This window comes from Ensifer sp. Root31 (assembly GCF_001424825.1).
Lineage (GTDB): Bacteria > Pseudomonadota > Alphaproteobacteria > Rhizobiales > Rhizobiaceae > Ensifer > Ensifer canadensis.
This window is the reverse complement of the sequence record NZ_LMCO01000056.1, coordinates 13,907-29,425: the sequence shown is the minus strand read 5'-3', so window position 1 is coordinate 29,425 and position 15,519 is coordinate 13,907. Positions and strand designations below refer to the sequence as shown.

General features: G+C 63.9%; 13 protein-coding genes. 9 read left to right on the top strand and 4 right to left on the bottom strand.

Translation table 11 applies throughout. From position 1 onward, the window contains the following. The first annotated feature begins 84 nt into the window (after window positions 1–84). The 8 genes from ASD00_RS31690 (at window position 85) to ASD00_RS31655 (ending at window position 7,719) form a co-directional block, all read left to right on the top strand. Entirely contained in the window at window positions 85–1,083 is a 999-nt protein-coding gene (locus tag ASD00_RS31690) for an ABC transporter ATP-binding protein (RefSeq protein WP_025427831.1), read from the top strand. Beyond that, complete coding sequence (locus tag ASD00_RS31685) at window positions 1,080–2,030, top strand: ABC transporter permease (RefSeq protein WP_025427832.1); 951 nt, start codon at window positions 1,080–1,082, stop codon at window positions 2,028–2,030. Before ASD00_RS31690 ends, ASD00_RS31685 begins: the two co-directional genes overlap by 4 nt. Beyond that, the gene (locus ASD00_RS31680) at window positions 2,020–2,835 is read left to right on the top strand and encodes an ABC transporter permease (RefSeq protein ID WP_025427833.1); all 816 of its coding nucleotides are present in this window, start codon (window positions 2,020–2,022) and stop codon (window positions 2,833–2,835) included. The genes ASD00_RS31685 and ASD00_RS31680 overlap by 11 nt, the downstream gene beginning before the upstream one ends. Window positions 2,836–2,860: 25 nt before the next feature. Further along, entirely contained in the window at window positions 2,861–4,288 is a 1,428-nt protein-coding gene (locus ASD00_RS31675) for a gamma-aminobutyraldehyde dehydrogenase (RefSeq protein ID WP_025427834.1), read from the top strand. A 67-nt stretch (window positions 4,289–4,355) separates the two neighbouring features. Continuing rightward, window positions 4,356–4,847, top strand: a complete 492-nt coding sequence (locus ASD00_RS31670) for an ester cyclase (protein WP_025427835.1) — start codon at window positions 4,356–4,358, stop codon at window positions 4,845–4,847. Between the two features lie 289 nt (window positions 4,848–5,136). Continuing rightward, on the top strand, window positions 5,137–5,889 hold the full coding sequence (gene fhuF / locus ASD00_RS31665; protein WP_025427836.1) for a siderophore-iron reductase FhuF: 753 nt from the start codon (window positions 5,137–5,139) through the stop codon (window positions 5,887–5,889). A gap of 2 nt (window positions 5,890–5,891) precedes the next feature. After that, complete coding sequence (locus ASD00_RS31660; RefSeq protein ID WP_025427837.1) at window positions 5,892–7,037, top strand: ABC transporter substrate-binding protein; 1,146 nt, start codon at window positions 5,892–5,894, stop codon at window positions 7,035–7,037. Between the two features lie 160 nt (window positions 7,038–7,197). After that, on the top strand, window positions 7,198–7,719 hold the full coding sequence (locus tag ASD00_RS31655; protein WP_025427838.1) for a hypothetical protein: 522 nt from the start codon (window positions 7,198–7,200) through the stop codon (window positions 7,717–7,719). A 24-nt stretch (window positions 7,720–7,743) separates the two neighbouring features. Here the strand turns inward: ASD00_RS31655 and ASD00_RS31650 are convergent, their stop codons facing one another. Continuing rightward, window positions 7,744–8,328 carry a cysteine hydrolase family protein gene (locus tag ASD00_RS31650; RefSeq protein ID WP_025427839.1) on the bottom strand — a complete coding sequence of 195 codons (585 nt, stop codon included), beginning with the start codon at window positions 8,326–8,328 and terminating at the stop codon, window positions 7,744–7,746. Between the two features lie 114 nt (window positions 8,329–8,442). Here ASD00_RS31650 and ASD00_RS31645 point away from each other — a divergent pair, with 114 nt between their 5' ends. Then, on the top strand, window positions 8,443–8,886 hold the full coding sequence (locus tag ASD00_RS31645) for an Lrp/AsnC family transcriptional regulator (protein WP_225906328.1): 444 nt from the start codon (window positions 8,443–8,445) through the stop codon (window positions 8,884–8,886). Between the two features lie 164 nt (window positions 8,887–9,050). Here the strand turns inward: ASD00_RS31645 and ASD00_RS31640 are convergent, their stop codons facing one another. The 3 genes from ASD00_RS31640 to ASD00_RS31630 form a co-directional block, all read right to left on the bottom strand. Further along, on the bottom strand, window positions 9,051–10,337 hold the full coding sequence (locus tag ASD00_RS31640; protein ID WP_025427841.1) for an aromatic ring-hydroxylating dioxygenase subunit alpha: 1,287 nt from the start codon (window positions 10,335–10,337) through the stop codon (window positions 9,051–9,053). A 250-nt stretch (window positions 10,338–10,587) separates the two neighbouring features. After that, on the bottom strand, window positions 10,588–13,035 hold the full coding sequence (locus tag ASD00_RS31635; protein WP_057211084.1) for an FAD-dependent oxidoreductase: 2,448 nt from the start codon (window positions 13,033–13,035) through the stop codon (window positions 10,588–10,590). Then, complete coding sequence (locus tag ASD00_RS31630) at window positions 13,032–15,479, bottom strand: FAD-dependent oxidoreductase (protein ID WP_057211082.1); 2,448 nt, start codon at window positions 15,477–15,479, stop codon at window positions 13,032–13,034. Before ASD00_RS31630 ends, ASD00_RS31635 begins: the two co-directional genes overlap by 4 nt. Window positions 15,480–15,519: the final 40 nt, after the last annotated feature.

Genomic DNA, 15,519 nt, shown 5'->3' with positions numbered 1-15,519 from the left:
CGCCAACCGCACGTTCCCTTCTCCCCCCGAGCGGGGAGAAGGTTGCGGCAGCGGGATGAGGGGCTGGAATCCTGGAGCAATTTGATGTCCACCGCCGTTCTTTTCGACAATGTTTCCCGCCACTTCGGCGCCGTACGCGCGGTCGATGGTGTGGACCTCGAAGTCGCCGAGGGCGAGTTCTTCGCCATGCTCGGCCCCTCGGGCTCGGGCAAGACCACCTGCCTGAGGCTGATGGCCGGCTTTGAACAGCCGACAGGCGGTCATATCGAAATCTTCGGCGAAACCGCGGAGGGCGTGCCGCCCTATCGCCGCAGCGTCAACACCGTGTTCCAGGACTATGCGCTGTTCCCGCATCTCTCGATCCTCGACAACGTTGCCTACGGGCTGATGGTCAAGGGCGTCGGCCGCGAGGAGCGCCGCAAGGCGGCGGCAGATGCGCTCGCCATGGTCAAGCTGCCGGACTATGGCAGCCGCCGCCCCGGCCAGCTCTCGGGTGGCCAGCGTCAGCGCGTGGCGCTCGCCCGCGCGCTGGTGAACAAGCCCAAGGTGCTTTTGCTCGACGAGCCGCTCGGCGCGCTCGACCTGAAGCTGCGCGAGCAGATGCAGGAGGAACTGAAGACCCTGCAAAAATCGCTCGGCATCACCTTCGTCTTCGTCACCCACGATCAGGGCGAAGCGCTGTCGATGGCCGACCGCATCGCCGTCTTCAACGACGGCCGCATCCAGCAGCTCGGCAGCCCAGAAGAAGTCTACAAGCAGCCGAAGACACGCTTCGTCGCCGATTTCGTCGGCTCGTCAAACGTCTTGCCGGCAAAGCTGTGCCAGAGGCTGGGCGTCAGATCCTCCTATGCCAGCCTTCGCCCCGAGGCGATCGCGCTGTCGGCCCCGCGCGAAGGCGCGCTCAGCCTCAACGGCACCGTGTCGGCCCATAGTTTCCTCGGCGCGGTCAACCGCGTCGTCGTCGACGTCGAAGGCGCGCGCATCGCGGTTGCAAGCCCCGCCTCGCTCGCCGTCCCGCAAATCGGCAGCCCCGTCACTATCAGCTTTGCCGCCGACGAACTGCACCCGATGGAGGACGCATGACCGCCGTCGCTGAAAATCTCGCAGTCCCGGATCGCCGCGGCCCGACCGGCCGGCTCTCGGACTTCTTCTGGAAGCACCCGCATGTGCTGCTTGTCGTCATGCTGGCGCCGCCGCTCTTATGGCTCGGCGTCGTCTATGTCGGCTCGCTCTTTGCTCTCCTGCTGCAGAGCTTCTTCTCGATCGACGACTTCTCCGGCCTGATCAATTACGAGTTCACCTTCGCCACCTACCGCCAGCTGCTGAGCGAAACCAATCTCGACATCATCCTGCGCACCGTATCAATGGCGGCAATCGTGACGCTCGCCTCGGCGCTCATCGCCTTCCCGATCGCCTATTACGCGGCGCGCTACGCGCAGGGAAAATGGAAGGTGCTGTTCTATCTCGGCGTCATGCTGCCGCTCTGGTCGAGCTACCTGGTCAAGATCTATGCCTGGAAGCTGATCCTGGCCAAGGAAGGCATCGTCACCTGGTTCCTCGCGAAGCTGCATCTTCTGTGGGTGCTCGATGCCTGGCTCTCGCTTCCCGTCGTCGGGGGCAACTCGCTCTCGGTCAGCTACACCGGCACCTTCATCGTCTTCGTCTATGTCTGGATGCCGTTCATGATCCTGCCGATCCAGGCAGCGCTGGAGCGCGTGCCGACCAACCTGATCGAGGCCTCCTCCGATCTCGGCGGCACGCCGGCCCAGACCTTTCGCCACGTGCTCTTCCCGCTGGCGCTGCCGGGCATCGTCGCCGGCTCGATCTTCACCTTCTCGCTGACGCTCGGCGATTACATCATTCCGCAGATCATCGGCTCCTCCCGGCTGTTCATCGGTCAGGCGGTCTATGCCCAGCAGGGCACTGCCGGCAACATTCCGCTTGCCGCCGCCTTTACCGTGGTGCCGATCGTCATCATGGGCGCCTATCTCTGGATGGCCAAACGCATGGGGGCCTTCGATGCGCTCTGACCGCCTCAACCGCTCGCCCCTCGGACTGAAGATCGCAGCTGCCGCCGGCCTCGCCTTCATGCATGTGCCAATCCTGCTGATCTTCCTCTATGCCTTCACCACGGAGGAAAAGAGCTACCAGTTCCCGCCGCCGGGGCTGACGACACAATGGTTTGCGGTTGCCTGGAACCGGCCGGATGTCTGGGCGGCGCTGACGCTCTCGGTCAAGGTCGCCTCGATCGCGACCGCGGTCGCCCTGGTGCTCGGCACGCTCTGTGCCGCCGCCGTCAGCCAGACCCGCTTCTTCGGCCGCGAGACGATCTCGCTGCTGGTCATCCTGCCGATCGCGCTGCCCGGCATCATCACCGGCATCGCGCTGCGCTCGGCCTTTTCCATGGCGGAGATGCCATTCTCCTTCTGGACGATCGTGCTCGGTCACGCGACCTTCTGCATCGTCGTCGTCTACAACAATGCGGTGGCCCGTTTCCGCCGCATATCGGGCTCGCTGATCGAAGCCTCGATGGACCTGGGTGCCGACGGCTTCCAGACCTTCCGCCACATCATCCTGCCGAACATCGGCACCGCACTTCTTGCCGGCGGCATGCTCGCCTTCGCGCTGTCCTTCGACGAGGTGATCGTCACCACCTTCACCGCCGGCCAGCAGTCGACGCTGCCGATCTGGATGCTCGAAGAACTCATCCGCCCGCGCCAGCGACCGGTGACCAACGTGGTCGCCATGATCGTGGTGCTGGTCACTTTCCTGCCGATCCTCGGCGCCTACTACCTGACCCGCGACGGCGACCAGATCGCCGGTGCCGGCAAGTGAACTCGACTTTCAAGGGAGAACAGACATGGACACCCAGCTTTTGATCGGATCGCGCTTCGAAGCCGGAACCGAGGCCGAAGAGCATATCCTGAACCCGCGCACCGGCGGAAAGATCATCGACCTCGCCGAAGCCTCGCACATTCAGGTCGAGGCGGCGGTGAGCGCGGCAGAACGCGCCTTCGTCTCCTGGTCGATGACGACACCCGGCGAACGCTCCGGTTACCTGCTCAGGATCGCCGACGCGATCGAAAAGCACGCCGACGATTTCGCAGCCCTTGAAGCGCTCAACTGCGGCAAGCCGATCAATGCGGTGAAGAACGACGAACTGCCGGCGATCGTCGATTGCTGGCGCTTCTTTGCCGGCGCCATCCGCAATCTGCACGCGCCGACATCGGGCGAGTATCTGCCGGGGCATACCTCCATGGTTCGTCGCGATCCGGTTGGCATCGTCGGCTCGATCGCGCCCTGGAACTACCCGCTGATGATGATGGCGTGGAAACTGGCACCGGCGATTGCCGGCGGCAACACCGTCGTTTTCAAGCCGTCCGAACAGACGCCTTTGACGGCGCTGAAGCTCGCCCGTCTGCTCGCCGACATCCTGCCGGAAGGCGTGGTCAACGTTGTCACGGGCCGCGGCGAAACCGTCGGCAACGCGCTGATCAACCACCCGAAGATCGCGATGGTCTCGATCACCGGCGACATCGCCACCGGCAAGAAGGTGCTGACGGCCGCCGCCAAGACGGTGAAGCGCACGCATCTGGAGCTCGGCGGCAAGGCCCCTGTCATCGTCTATGACGACGCCGACCTCGAAGCCGTCGTCAACGGCATCCGCACCTTCGGCTATTACAATGCCGGCCAGGACTGCACCGCCGCCTGCCGCATCTATGCCGAAGCCGGCATCTACGAAAAGCTCGTCGCCGACCTGAGTTCGGCCGTCTCCACCATCCGTTACAATCTCGCCGACGACACCGAAAACGAGATCGGCCCGCTGATCTCGCGGCGCCAACGTGATCGCGTCGCAAGCTTCGTCGAACGTGCGGCCGACCAGAAGCATATCGAGATCACCACCGGCGGTGCTCCTGGCAGCGCCGACGGTTTCTTCTTCCAGCCGACGGTGATTGCCGGCGCGACGCAGGAAGACGAGATCGTCCGTCGCGAGGTGTTCGGCCCTGTCGTCTCGGTCACCCGCTTCACCGGCAAGGACGATGCCGTCGGCTGGGCCAACGACAGCGATTATGGCCTCGCCTCTTCGGTCTGGACGAAGGACATCTCCAAGGCGATGAAGGCCGCCTCGCGCCTGCAATATGGCTGCACCTGGATCAACACCCACTTCATGCTGACCAACGAGATGCCGCATGGCGGCGTCAAGCAGTCGGGCTATGGCAAGGACATGTCGGTCTATGCGCTCGAGGACTACACTGCTGTCCGTCACATCATGATCAACCACGGCTGACGCCGGCAGGACGTTGGCCGCGGTGCGGACAAAGCATGCAAACGAAGATAAACGGGAGGAAAATGCCATGTATCGCCGTCAACTGCTTGCTGCTGCAGGTGCATTGGGTCTGAGCACACTTCTTCTGGCGCCCGCCGGCCTCGCCGCCGACGCGGCGCCTGATGTCGTCGGTGCCTATGTCGCAGCGTGGAATGCCCATGACTCGAGCAAGGCCGCATCCTATTTCGCCGACGACGTCACCTATTACGACGCGTCCGTCGGCAAGCCTGTCACCGGCAAGGATGCCGCCAAGACCGGTGTCATCGACAATTTCCTGAATGCGGTTCCCGACGCCGTCTGGACCATGAAAGGCGACCCCATCGCCGCCGGCGACAAGGTCTCCTTCGAATGGGAATTCTCCGGCACCAACTCAGGCGCCTGGGCCGATGGCACGGCCGCGACCGGCAAGAGCTTCAAGTTCACCGGCGCCTCGGTCTTCACGGTCAAGGACGGCAAGATCGCCACTCAAAGCGACTATTACGACGCGCTCGGCTTCTACAAGCAGCTCGGCCTGATGTAGGCGGCCGTCGAGCCCGCGGCACCGGCCCTTCAGTAGCCGCAAGCCCGAGCTTGCGGCTGTCTCGCGCCTCGCCCGCGCATTAAAACATGCGGACAAAACTCATAAAATAACTTGCACAACGAATAAACATGAGTAACACGATCATCTTATGAATGTCTGACCCGTTCAGAAGGTGTCGCATGGTTGCAAGATGGCGTCTGTCCGCCCCCGCATTTGTGTTCGCGACGGCTCCGCGCGGCAGGCCTCGCAACGGCAGTGGGCCGGCCACGGGCCACACGCGGGTGCCCCAATGACTGCCGTATCCGAAGCGATCATGGAGACAGGCGCCCCCAAGGTTCTGTCTGCTGCCTTTTCCGGCCCGCACGCCTGGTGCAACGAAAAGATGGTGCTGTCGGACGATCTTTCCGACGGCATGGTCCTGCCCGAGTTCTTCGCCTCCGGCGCCTTCGACCGCGCCCTCGACACCTACGCTGAAAGGTCCGGCGGCACCGACCGCCGCGCGATCGCCTCCATGTGGTCGCTCTACTACTTCTCGGCGCTCACCATCCCCTATCTCGTTGCTCGCGTGCTCGACCATCAGGTGTTGCCGGTCGCCTTCAACCGCATGAAGGTGGCGCTGGCAGAAGATGGCCTGCCCCGCGCCTTTGGCGTCGCCGATGCCGGTAACTGGCAGGCGGGCGATGACGACGACGTGTTTGCCACCCTGGCGCCGCTGATGGGCGAGCACCTGCGCGAAGTGGTCGGCTACCTCAAGTCGAGTGGCGGCATCGCGCCGAAACTCGCCTGGAACAACGCGCTGGTTTACATCGACTATGCCCTGCGCGCCGCCGGCGTCGAGCCGCTTCATGCCCAGGCCGAAGCCCTCATCGGCAGCAGATCCCTGCCCGACGGCTCGCCCAACCCCTTCTTCGATTGCCTGCGTCACGAGGAAGAGGACGGTGCGCGGGTGTGCCGGCGCAAGATCTGCTGCCTGCGCTATCTGCTGCCGGGGGTCCGCAGCTGCGGCAGCCTCTGCGCCCTTCCCACCCAACGGAAACAGTAGTTTTGCTTCTCCTATCGCGATCCACGGTCCGGGCCTTGCTGGCCATCTTCGTCACCACCACGCTTTTCGCCACTGGCGCCCGGGCCGAAAACCGATGGCCGCTGACGGTGAAGGACGCGGCCGGGCGCGAGGTGACGTTAGCGGAAAGGCCAAAAGCCATCCTGCTTGGCAGCGGCTTCAACCTGGTCGCGCTTTCGCTCATTCATCCGGACCCCGTCAGCCTGCTGGCCGGCTGGTCCGGAGACATGAAGGGCGACAACCCTGAGATCTACGAGAGCTTTCGCAAAAAATTTCCTGCAATCGCCGACGTGCCGCTGATCGACGACGGCGGCACCGGCGCCGCACTGTCTTTCGAAACGCTGCTGACGCTGAAGGCCGACCTCGCGATCCTCGCCAACTGGCAGGCCGACACCGAGCCGGGCCAGCGCGCCATCGACTATCTCACCAGCACCGGCGTGCCGGTCATCGTCGTCGACTTCAACAGCGATCCCCTGAAGAGCACGCCGGATATGATGCGGCTCCTTGGGCGTATCTTCGAACGCGACGAGCAGGCCGAAGCCTTCGCACGCTACTACGAAGACAAGCTGGCGCTGATCCGCTCCCGTGTCGCCGCCAAGCCCGAACCGCGCCCAACCGTGCTGATGGATGCGTTTCCCAAGCCTGACCGTTGCTGCTGGGCCTATGGCGTCGGTGGGCTCGGCGAATTCCTGACGATCGCCGGCGGCCGCAACATCGCCGAAGGCGCGCTGCCGCGCGTCGGCGGCACCGTCAATGCAGAAGCGGTGATGGCGGCAAACCCCGACGTCTACATCGCCACCTCTTCGCCCGGCGGCACCTATAGCGGCTTCTCCATCGGTCCCGGCGTTGCCAGGCAAGAGGCGCAGCAGACCTTGGCTGCGGCCGTCGCAACGCCGGCGCTATCGAGCGTTGCGGCGGTCGAGAACGGCCGCGTCCATGGCGTCTGGAACTTCTTCAACGCCATCCCGCTCAATATTGTCGCTGCCGAAGCCTTCGCCCACTGGCTGCGGCCCGACATCTTCGCCGATCTCGACCCGGAAAAGAGCCTCGCCGACATCAACGAACGCTTCGCAGCCGTTCCTTTCGAGGGCACCTATACCGTCAGCCTTGGGGCCGTTACGCCCCGGTAGAAGCGCCCAAAAGCCCGCAACATTTGCAATCGCCGCAAGGGGTTGACGAAATCGCTCGCCGTTCAATCCACCAAATGTCGCAAGCGTGACCTTCGACCAGAGCCACGCGATGTTGCCACCCGCTCCTCACACTATATAAGGGTCGACGAGGAGGAGCTTCATGCTTTGGTTGGTAGCGTTGGTTGGCGTGGCGATCGTGTATCTGGCGGCGCGTTTCAGCCGCTTTCGCCGGTGGGCCGAGCCCATCCTCTCGGTCGCAGTGGCGATCGCCCTGCTCTCTGCCTTCGTCGTCTGGATCAGCGACCGCGGCGAGCGCAAGGCTGCAGCACCTGAGCCGGTGGCGACGGCCCCGGCGGCTCCGGCCGCCCAGAACATCAGCCTCGACGGCATGACGTTCGAACAAAGCCAGCCGGAGCGCAGCTTCCGCCTGCGCGGCACCGTCAGCAACAATGGCGCAACACCGCTCGAATATTTCCGGCTTTCCGTGACGCTCGAAGACTGCCCGCAGGACGCATGCGCGAAGATCGGCGACGACTCAGCCCTGGTTCTCGCCCGCGTGCCCGTCGGCCAGGCAAGGCCTTTCGAGACTTTCCTCACTTTCCCGAGCCGAGAGGGCGAAAGCCTGACGACGCCGAAATGGACCTACCAGGTGCTGGAAGTCCGCGGCGCCGCCAGCCGATAAGCCACTGCACGCGTTGCGGCGTCCTTACGCTGCCGACGCCGGCCGCATGGCCGAAATGATTGCCGCCGTGGTCGTCACCTCCGCGAATTCCGCCCGCAGCGTTGCGACATGGGCACGGTGGATGTCCCGCGCCGGGATCATGTCGCCGTCGCCATCCGGCTGGTCGAAGCAGTCGCAGGCATCTTCCACCAGGACCACCCGGTAACCGAGATTGGCGCCGACCCGCACCGAGGTCGAAACACACATATCAGTCGAGATGCCGAAGAGGACGATCGTATCAACGCCGAGCCGGCGCAGGCGAAGATCGAGATCGGTGCCGATGAAGGCGGCGTTGACGCTCTTGTTGACGAGCGGTTCGTCGCCAACGGGCTCGAAGCCCGGGCGCGGCGCGTTGCCAGACGCACCCGGCCTCAAGGTCGAGCCCGGCGCGACGCTGTCGTGCCGCACATGGATGATCGGCCGGCCGGCCGCGCGCCAGGCGGCAAGCAAGGCGCGGCCGTTGTTGTCAACGTCCCCGTTCCAGCGTGGCGGCCAGGGAGCGGCATCAAATGCCTGCTGCATGTCGATCGGGATGAGGACGGCATTGTCGGGAAGTCTCGGAATGGTCATGGCTAACGCTCCTTGATTGCCTCGGGAAGCTAGCCGTCCTATCGTCCGGTTTCACTGGACATGATGGCGGAAGACCGGACGATTGTCCGGCAAAATGACCAAGGGGACGACACATTGACCGAACTTGATGAAAAGGACCGGCTGCTGGTGGCCGCCCTGCGGCAGGATTCGCGCCAGAGCCTGGTGGCGCTTGCCCGCCATGCCGGCTTGTCACGCAGCGCCGCCCATGAACGTCTGCGCCGGCTCGAAACCAAGGGCGTCATCGCCGGCTATACGATCCGCATCGGCATCGAGGACAAGGCGCCGGTCGTGCGCGCGCTGATCGCGATATCCTTCCAGCCCGGTAAGAACTGCGACCACATCGTACCGCATCTCGCCGGCATGCCGCCGGTCGTCAGCTGCTGGTCGCTCGCCGGAGAGACCGACCTGATGCTGCTGGTCGAATGCGCTTCGAACGGCGATCTTGACACCATCCGTCGGCAGATCTCGTTGATATCGGGCGTCGCCACCGTGCAGACCCATGTGGCGCTGCGCACCCATTTCGATAGGCGTGACTGATCGCGCTGCGCCGATAGACGATGCCTGGCGTTGTTTCGGCCTCCATGCCGCAACTGAGACCACGGATACCTACCTCATTCCTGTGCTCGTCACAGGAATCTAGCGACGGCGCGTCCGCGCCGTCAGTGACATTCTTCGTCACATCAGGCGTTTTCAGAATTCTTTCACACCGCCGACGCGGCGCTGCTGGATCCCTGTGACAAGAACAGGGATGATGGTTGCGAAGGCCGGCTGATCTCGTCGAGATACCAGTTGATGTAGCGCAGCTCGTTCTGCTCCATCGGCGCGATCGGGCCCGGCACGAAATAATGCGAGCGCACGCCGCGCGAGGTGTGCTCGATGATCGCCTTGTCCTCATCGGTCGTGACCTTCCACAGCCAGGTGAGCTTTTCGAGGTCGTAGTCCTGCCCCTCCTCGGCCTTGCCGTCGACAAGCCAGATCAGCTCCATTTCGCAGGTGCCCGCCGTCTTCGGAATGAAGCGGTAGATCATGCCGTGATCGGGATAGCAGACGAGGAAGGTCGTGCCGCCGAGGTGGATGGAGGTGACGCCGCCGTCGAAATCGCTGAACCGGCCCATCAGGGTGCTAAGCGGCTGGCCGTCCTTGCTGCCGGTCTTGACGCCGTCATAGAGCGCATAGCGGAAGGCATGCACCGTCTCCTTGCCGCCGGCGGAACTCTGCCAGTGATCGCCGGAACCGACCTCGATGCCGAGAGCGCAGGTGCGCGCCTCCATCTTGGCGTTCAGCTCCTCGATCATGTGCAACGGCTGTTCGAGCGCGTGCGTCTCGGAATACTCAGGATGCGCCGGGCCGCAATGGTAGCACTCGACATAGTTCTCGACCGCGAGCTTCCAGTTGGCGTCGACAGGATAGGACTGCCGGTGCGCGACCTTGGCCTCGGCCCAGCCATATTGGCCGCAGGTGGCATGCAGCAGGTTCTCGACCTCGGTGAAATCGAGCGGCTGTTCGGCAAAGGAGATGAAGATCAGCCCCTCGACGACGCGCACATGAAGCTTCTTCAGCCCATGGTCCTCACGCTTGAAATCCTTCGGCATCAGCCGCGCCGCCTTCAGCGCACCGTCATTGCCGTAGGTCCAGGCGTGGTAGGGACAGACGAAGGCGCGGGCGTTGCCCTTTTCCTTGGTGCAGACCTCGGCGCCGCGATGGCGACAGACGTTCAGCATCGCATGGATCGCGCCCGTGGCCGTGCGGGTGACGATCACCTGCTCGGCGGCCATGCGAAAGACTTCGAAGTCATTGGGGTTGGGGATCACGCTTTCATGCGCGACGCAGTGCCAATGGCGGCGAAACACCCGGTCGAGATCACGCTCGTAGATATCCTCGTCGTGGTAGAAGGCCCGCACCAGCCCATGGCCCGGCCGATGCGCAGCGACCAGCTGATCGATGCGGTCGCCCGCGACAGTCGTATTGGAAAGGTCCGATGCGAACATGGCCCTGAACTCCTGAAAGAAGAACCGGAAGAACCGCGTCCCGGCGCGCGCATGCTAAATTTGCCTTGATGTACGAGGCTGCCCCTCACCCCCACCCTCTCCCCGCACGCGGGGGAGAGGGAGAGCGCTCCACCCGCACCTCAACCGCGCCCTTACTCAGGCACGGCGGTCGCCACACGTCTCCTTCTCCCCGTCAAACGGGGAGAAGGTGGCCGGCAGGCCGGATGAGGGGCAGCCTCAAACGCCGTCGTTACATCCTCACCCGCTCGGAACGCGGATCGTACATCGCCTTCAGCGACGCCTCCGCCTTCACCCGCGTGCCGGCGATCTCGATCTCGAAGCTGGAGCCGAGCACGTCGGCGTCGCTTTCGCCTTCCGACGGCACATAACCAAGGCCGATGGCACCGCCGAGATGGTGGCCGTAGTTGCCCGAGGTGATGGTGCCGACGATCTGGCCGTCGCGCACGATCGCTTCGTTGTGGAAGAGCAAAGGCTCGGGATCGGCCAGCCGGAATTGCACCAGCCGGCGCGAAAGCCCGCGATTGTGCTTGGCCAGCACCGCCTCGCGACCGATGAAATCGCCCTTGTCGGGTTTCACCGCAAAACCGAGCCCGGCTTCGAGCACATGGTCCTCGTCGGTGATATCGTGGCCGAAATGGCGGAAGGCCTTTTCGATACGGCAGCTGTCGAGCGTGTGGATGCCGCAGAGTTTCAGCCCGACATCCTGCCCCGCCTCCTCCAGCGCCTCGAACACATGCGCCGTCTGGTCGGTCGAGACGTAGAGCTCCCAGCCGAGTTCGCCGACATAGGTGACGCGGTGGGCGCGGGCGAGCCCCATGCCGATCTCGATTTCGCGCGCCGTGCCGAAGGGATGCGCCGCATTCGAGAAATCGTTCGGGCTCACCTTCTGCATCAGTTCGCGCGCCTTCGGCCCCATGACGCAGAGCACGCTTTCGCCGGCACCGACATCGGTGATGACGACGAACTCGTCGCGCACATGCTTGCGCAGCCAAGCAAGATCACGTTGAAGCGTGGCGCCCGGAACGACGAGCAGGAACGCGGTTTCAGAAAGGCGCGTGACCGTGAGGTCGCTTTCGATGCCACCACGGCCGTTGAGCATCTGGGTGTAGACGATACGGCCGGCCTCGACATTCATCTCGTTGGCGCAAAGCCGCTGCAGGAAGGAAAGCGCATCGCGCCCCTCCACCCGGATCTTGCCGAAGGAGGTCATGTCGAACAGGCCGACGCCGTTGCGAACCGCCAGATGTTCGGACTTCTGGTTCTCGAACCAGTTCTGCCGTTTCCAGGAGTAGCGGTATTCGCGCTCCTGGCCGTCATTCGCAAACCAGTTGGCTCGCTCCCAGCCGGCCACTTCGCCGAAGACCGCGCCACGCGCCTTCAGATGCTCGTGCAGCGGCGAGCGGCGCACGCCACGCGCCGTCGCCATCTGGCGATAGGGGAAATGGTCGGCATAGAGCAGCCCCAGCGTCTCAGAGACCCGATCCTTGAGGTAAGCGCGGTTCTTCTGGAAGGGCTGTGCCCGGCGGATATCGACCTCCCAGAGATCGAAGGGCGGCTCGCCGTCGTTCATCCATTGGGCGAGCGCCATGCCGGCGCCGCCTGACGATACGATGCCGATCGAGTTGTAGCCGGCCGCGACCCAATAGCCTTTCACTTCCGGCGCCTCGCCGAGATAGTAGCGGTCGTCCGGCGTAAAGCTTTCCGGCCCATTGAAGAAGGTATGGATGCCCGCCGTCTCCAGCATCGGCATGCGGTTGACGGCCATTTCGAGGATCGGCGAGAAATGGTCGAAATCGTCTGGCAACTGGTCGAAGCAAAAATCCTCACGGATACCGTCCATGCCCCAGGGTTTGGCCTTCAGCTCGAAGGCGCCGACCAGCATCTTGCCGGCATCCTCCTTGTAGTAAGTGCATTCATCCGGCACGCGCAGCACCGGCAGGCGCTTGAGGCCGGGGATCGCCTCGGTGACGATGTAGAAGTGCTCGCAGGCATGCAGCGGCACGGTGACGCCGGATTGTCGCGCGAACTCCCTGCCCCACATGCCGGCGCAGTTGACGACGTTGTCGGTTTCGATCGTATAGCTTTCGCCGTTCTGCTCGCAGGTCACGCCCGTTACCCGGCCGTCCTTCTTCAGAACCGCGGTCACCTTGACGCCCTCGATGATCGTCGCGCCGTTCTGCCGCGCACCCTTGGCGAGCGCCATGGCGATGTTGGCCGGGTCGCACTGGCCGTCGAGCGGCAGATGCACCGCCGCCTTCACATCCGAGGTGTTGAGATGCGGATACATCGCCTTGACTTCGTCAGGCGTGATTTCACGCACATCGACGTTGAAGGCGCGCGCCAGCGAAGCCTGGCGGTAGATCTCCTCCTTGCGTTCTTCCGTCAGCGCCACGGTGATCGAACCGTTCTGGCGCATGCCGGTGGAGATGCCGGTTTCGGCCTCCAGCTTGACGTAGAGGTCGGCGGAATATTTTGCCAGCCGCGTCATGTTCTGCGAGGCGCGTAGCTGGCCGATCAGGCCGGCCGCATGCCAGGTCGTGCCCGACGTCAGCTGCTTGCGTTCGAGCAGCACCACGTCGGTCCAGCCGAGCTTGGCGAGGTGATAGGCGACCGAACAGCCGGAGACGCCGCCACCGATGATGACTGCCCGGGCTTTCGAGGGAATCGGCTTGGTCATGCGCGCAGTCTTTCATTGGAGGGATCCCAGAGCGGCTGGTCGGCCTCGACGGTCGCCTTGAAGCGGTCGCCGAAGATCTCGACCTCGATCTCGTTGCCGGGCACGGCGAGATCGGCGCGCAGCATGCCGAGCGCAATCGACTTGCCGACGCGGTAGCCCCAGTTGCCCGAGGTCGTTTCGCCCACCACCTGGCCGTCCGACCAGAGCGTCGACATATACGGCGCGTCGCAGCCGTCGGCGGCGACTGTCAAAGTGACGAAACGTTTGCTGACACCCTGCTGCTTTTCGCGCTCCAGCGCCGCCTTGCCTTTGAAGCCGGGCTTTGCCCAGTCGACGAAGCGCTCCAGCCCGCCCTGCAGGATGGTGTAATCGGTGGAAAGGTCGCCCTTCCAGGCGCGGTAGCCCTTCTCGATGCGCAGGCTGTCGAGCGCCTCCATGCCGAAGGGTTTCAGGCCATGTTTCTCTCCGGCAGCCCAGACGGCATCGAAGATCGCGGCGGTATCGTCCACCTTGGTGTGGATCTCCCAGCCGAGTTCACCGGCAAAGGATACCCGCACCAACTGGCAGTAGCGCCCGGCAATCTGCGCTGTCTGGTGCGTGAGCCAGCCCTTGGCGAGATCCGCATCGCTGACATCGGCAAGGATGTCGCGCGATTTCGGCCCGGTGAGGATCTGGCAGCTAAACTGCGTGGTGACATCGTCTAGCGTGAACGCGGCATCGGCGGGCCGATGTTTCTGCAGCCATTCGAGATCGTGCCACTGCGCCGTTGCCGCCGTGATCAGGAAGAAGAAATCCTCGTCCAGCATCATCACCGACATTTCGGTGACGATGCGGCCCTTGTCGTCGGAGAAATAGGCAAGGCCGATGCGGCCCGGCTTCGGCACCCGGCCGGTGATCAGGCCCGAGAGCCATTCGGTCGCGCCCTTGCCCTTGATCCGGAAGCGCGAGAACCCCGGCAGGTCGAGGATGCCGGCGGCATCGCGCACGGCGAGACACTCTTCCTCGATGCGCTTGGCCCACGGCCCCGCCCGCCCCCAGGTCTGCGTTGACTCTTCGGAGGTGTCGTCACCTGATTTGGCGTACCACATCGCCCGTTCCCAGCCGTTATAGGGCTTGAATTGCGCGCCGAGTGCCTGGATCCGGTCGTGGATCGGCGACAGCTTCTTGCCGCGACCCGCCGCCCAATAGTGCTTCGGAAAATGCATCGCGTACTCGTGGCCGTAGATCTCCATGCCCTTGGCGATGCAATAGTCCTGGTCGGTATAGTCGGTGTACCGGCGTGGATCGCAGGACCACATGTCCCATTCCGTCTGGCCCTCGGTGATCCACTCAGCCAGCACCTTGCCGGCGCCGCCGGCCTGGCAGATGCCGAAGGTGAAGACGCAGGCCTCAAACGCGTTCGGCACGCCGGGCATCGGCCCGATCAGCGGATTGCCGTCGGGCGCATAGGGGATCGGGCCGTTGATGATCCGCGACAGCCCCGCGGTCCCAAGGATCGGCACGCGCTCGACAGCGTCGTTCAGATACCATTCCAGCCGATCGAGATCGTCAGGGAAGAGCTGGAACGAAAAGTCCTCGGGCATCGGATCGTCTGATGTCGTCCAGTGTGCTCGGCAGTTACGCTCATAGGGCCCGAGGTTCATGCCGTTCTTCTCCTGGCGGAGATAATAGGAGCTGTCGACATCGCGCAAGAGCGGCAGCTTGTGTCCGACCTCCTTCGACCAGGCGGCCAGTTCCGGGATCTCGTCGAACAGCACGTACTGATGGCTCATCACCATCATCGGCACGTCGCGGCCGAACATCTTGCCGACCTCGCGGGCATAGTAGCCGGCGGCGTTGACGACGTATTCGCAGCGGATTTCGCCCTGCGGCGTCGAGATCACCCATTCGTCGTTTTCGCGGCGCGCCGCCGTAACGGGACAGAAGCGGATGATCTTTGCGCCCATGTCGCGCGCGCCCTTGGCCAGCGCCTGCGTCAGCTGCGCCGGGTCGATGTCGCCGTCATAGGGGTCGTAGAGCGCACCGGTCAGCTCGTGCGTTTCGAGGAACGGATAACGGCTGCGCATCTCGTCGGGCGTCAGGATGTCGAGGTCCATGCCCTGGTAGCGACCCATGCCGACGACACGCTTGAACTCCTGCAGCCGCTCCTTCGAGTGGCCGAGCCTTATCGAGCCGGTGACGTGGTAGTTCATCGGATAATCGACGAGCGCACCGAGATCGCGGTAGAGCGAGGCGGAATAGCGCTGCATGTTCATGATCGACCAGGACGACGAGAAGGTCGGCACGTTGCCGGCCGCATGCCAGGTCGATCCGGCCGTCAGCTCGTTCTTTTCCAGAAGCACGCAGTCGGTCCAGCCGGCCTTGGCAAGATGGTAGAGCGAGGAAGCGCCGATCGCTCCCCCACCGATGATCACGACACGCGCGTGAGACGGCAAATTCGACATGCACTGTTCCCTCGTTTTGCCGGAATTCTTGCCGTCGAAA

What these genes read in the sequence shown, in the direction of transcription:
- ASD00_RS31635 (WP_057211084.1), bottom strand. Translation starts at nt 13,035, where the DNA reads ATGACCAAGCCGATTCCCTCGAAAGCCCGGGCAGTCATCATCGGTGGC.
- ASD00_RS31650 (WP_025427839.1), bottom strand. Translation starts at nt 8,328, where the DNA reads ATGACCATTCCGAGACTTCCCGACAATGCCGTCCTCATCCCGATCGAC.
- ASD00_RS31680 (WP_025427833.1), top strand. Translation starts at nt 2,020, where the DNA reads ATGCGCTCTGACCGCCTCAACCGCTCGCCCCTCGGACTGAAGATCGCA.
- fhuF (WP_025427836.1), top strand. Translation starts at nt 5,137, where the DNA reads ATGACTGCCGTATCCGAAGCGATCATGGAGACAGGCGCCCCCAAGGTT.
- ASD00_RS31690 (WP_025427831.1), top strand. Translation starts at nt 85, where the DNA reads ATGTCCACCGCCGTTCTTTTCGACAATGTTTCCCGCCACTTCGGCGCC.
- ASD00_RS31675 (WP_025427834.1), top strand. Translation starts at nt 2,861, where the DNA reads ATGGACACCCAGCTTTTGATCGGATCGCGCTTCGAAGCCGGAACCGAG.
- ASD00_RS31630 (WP_057211082.1), bottom strand. Translation starts at nt 15,479, where the DNA reads ATGTCGAATTTGCCGTCTCACGCGCGTGTCGTGATCATCGGTGGGGGA.
- ASD00_RS31670 (WP_025427835.1), top strand. Translation starts at nt 4,356, where the DNA reads ATGTATCGCCGTCAACTGCTTGCTGCTGCAGGTGCATTGGGTCTGAGC.
- ASD00_RS31655 (WP_025427838.1), top strand. Translation starts at nt 7,198, where the DNA reads ATGCTTTGGTTGGTAGCGTTGGTTGGCGTGGCGATCGTGTATCTGGCG.
- ASD00_RS31640 (WP_025427841.1), bottom strand. Translation starts at nt 10,337, where the DNA reads ATGTTCGCATCGGACCTTTCCAATACGACTGTCGCGGGCGACCGCATC.
- ASD00_RS31685 (WP_025427832.1), top strand. Translation starts at nt 1,080, where the DNA reads ATGACCGCCGTCGCTGAAAATCTCGCAGTCCCGGATCGCCGCGGCCCG.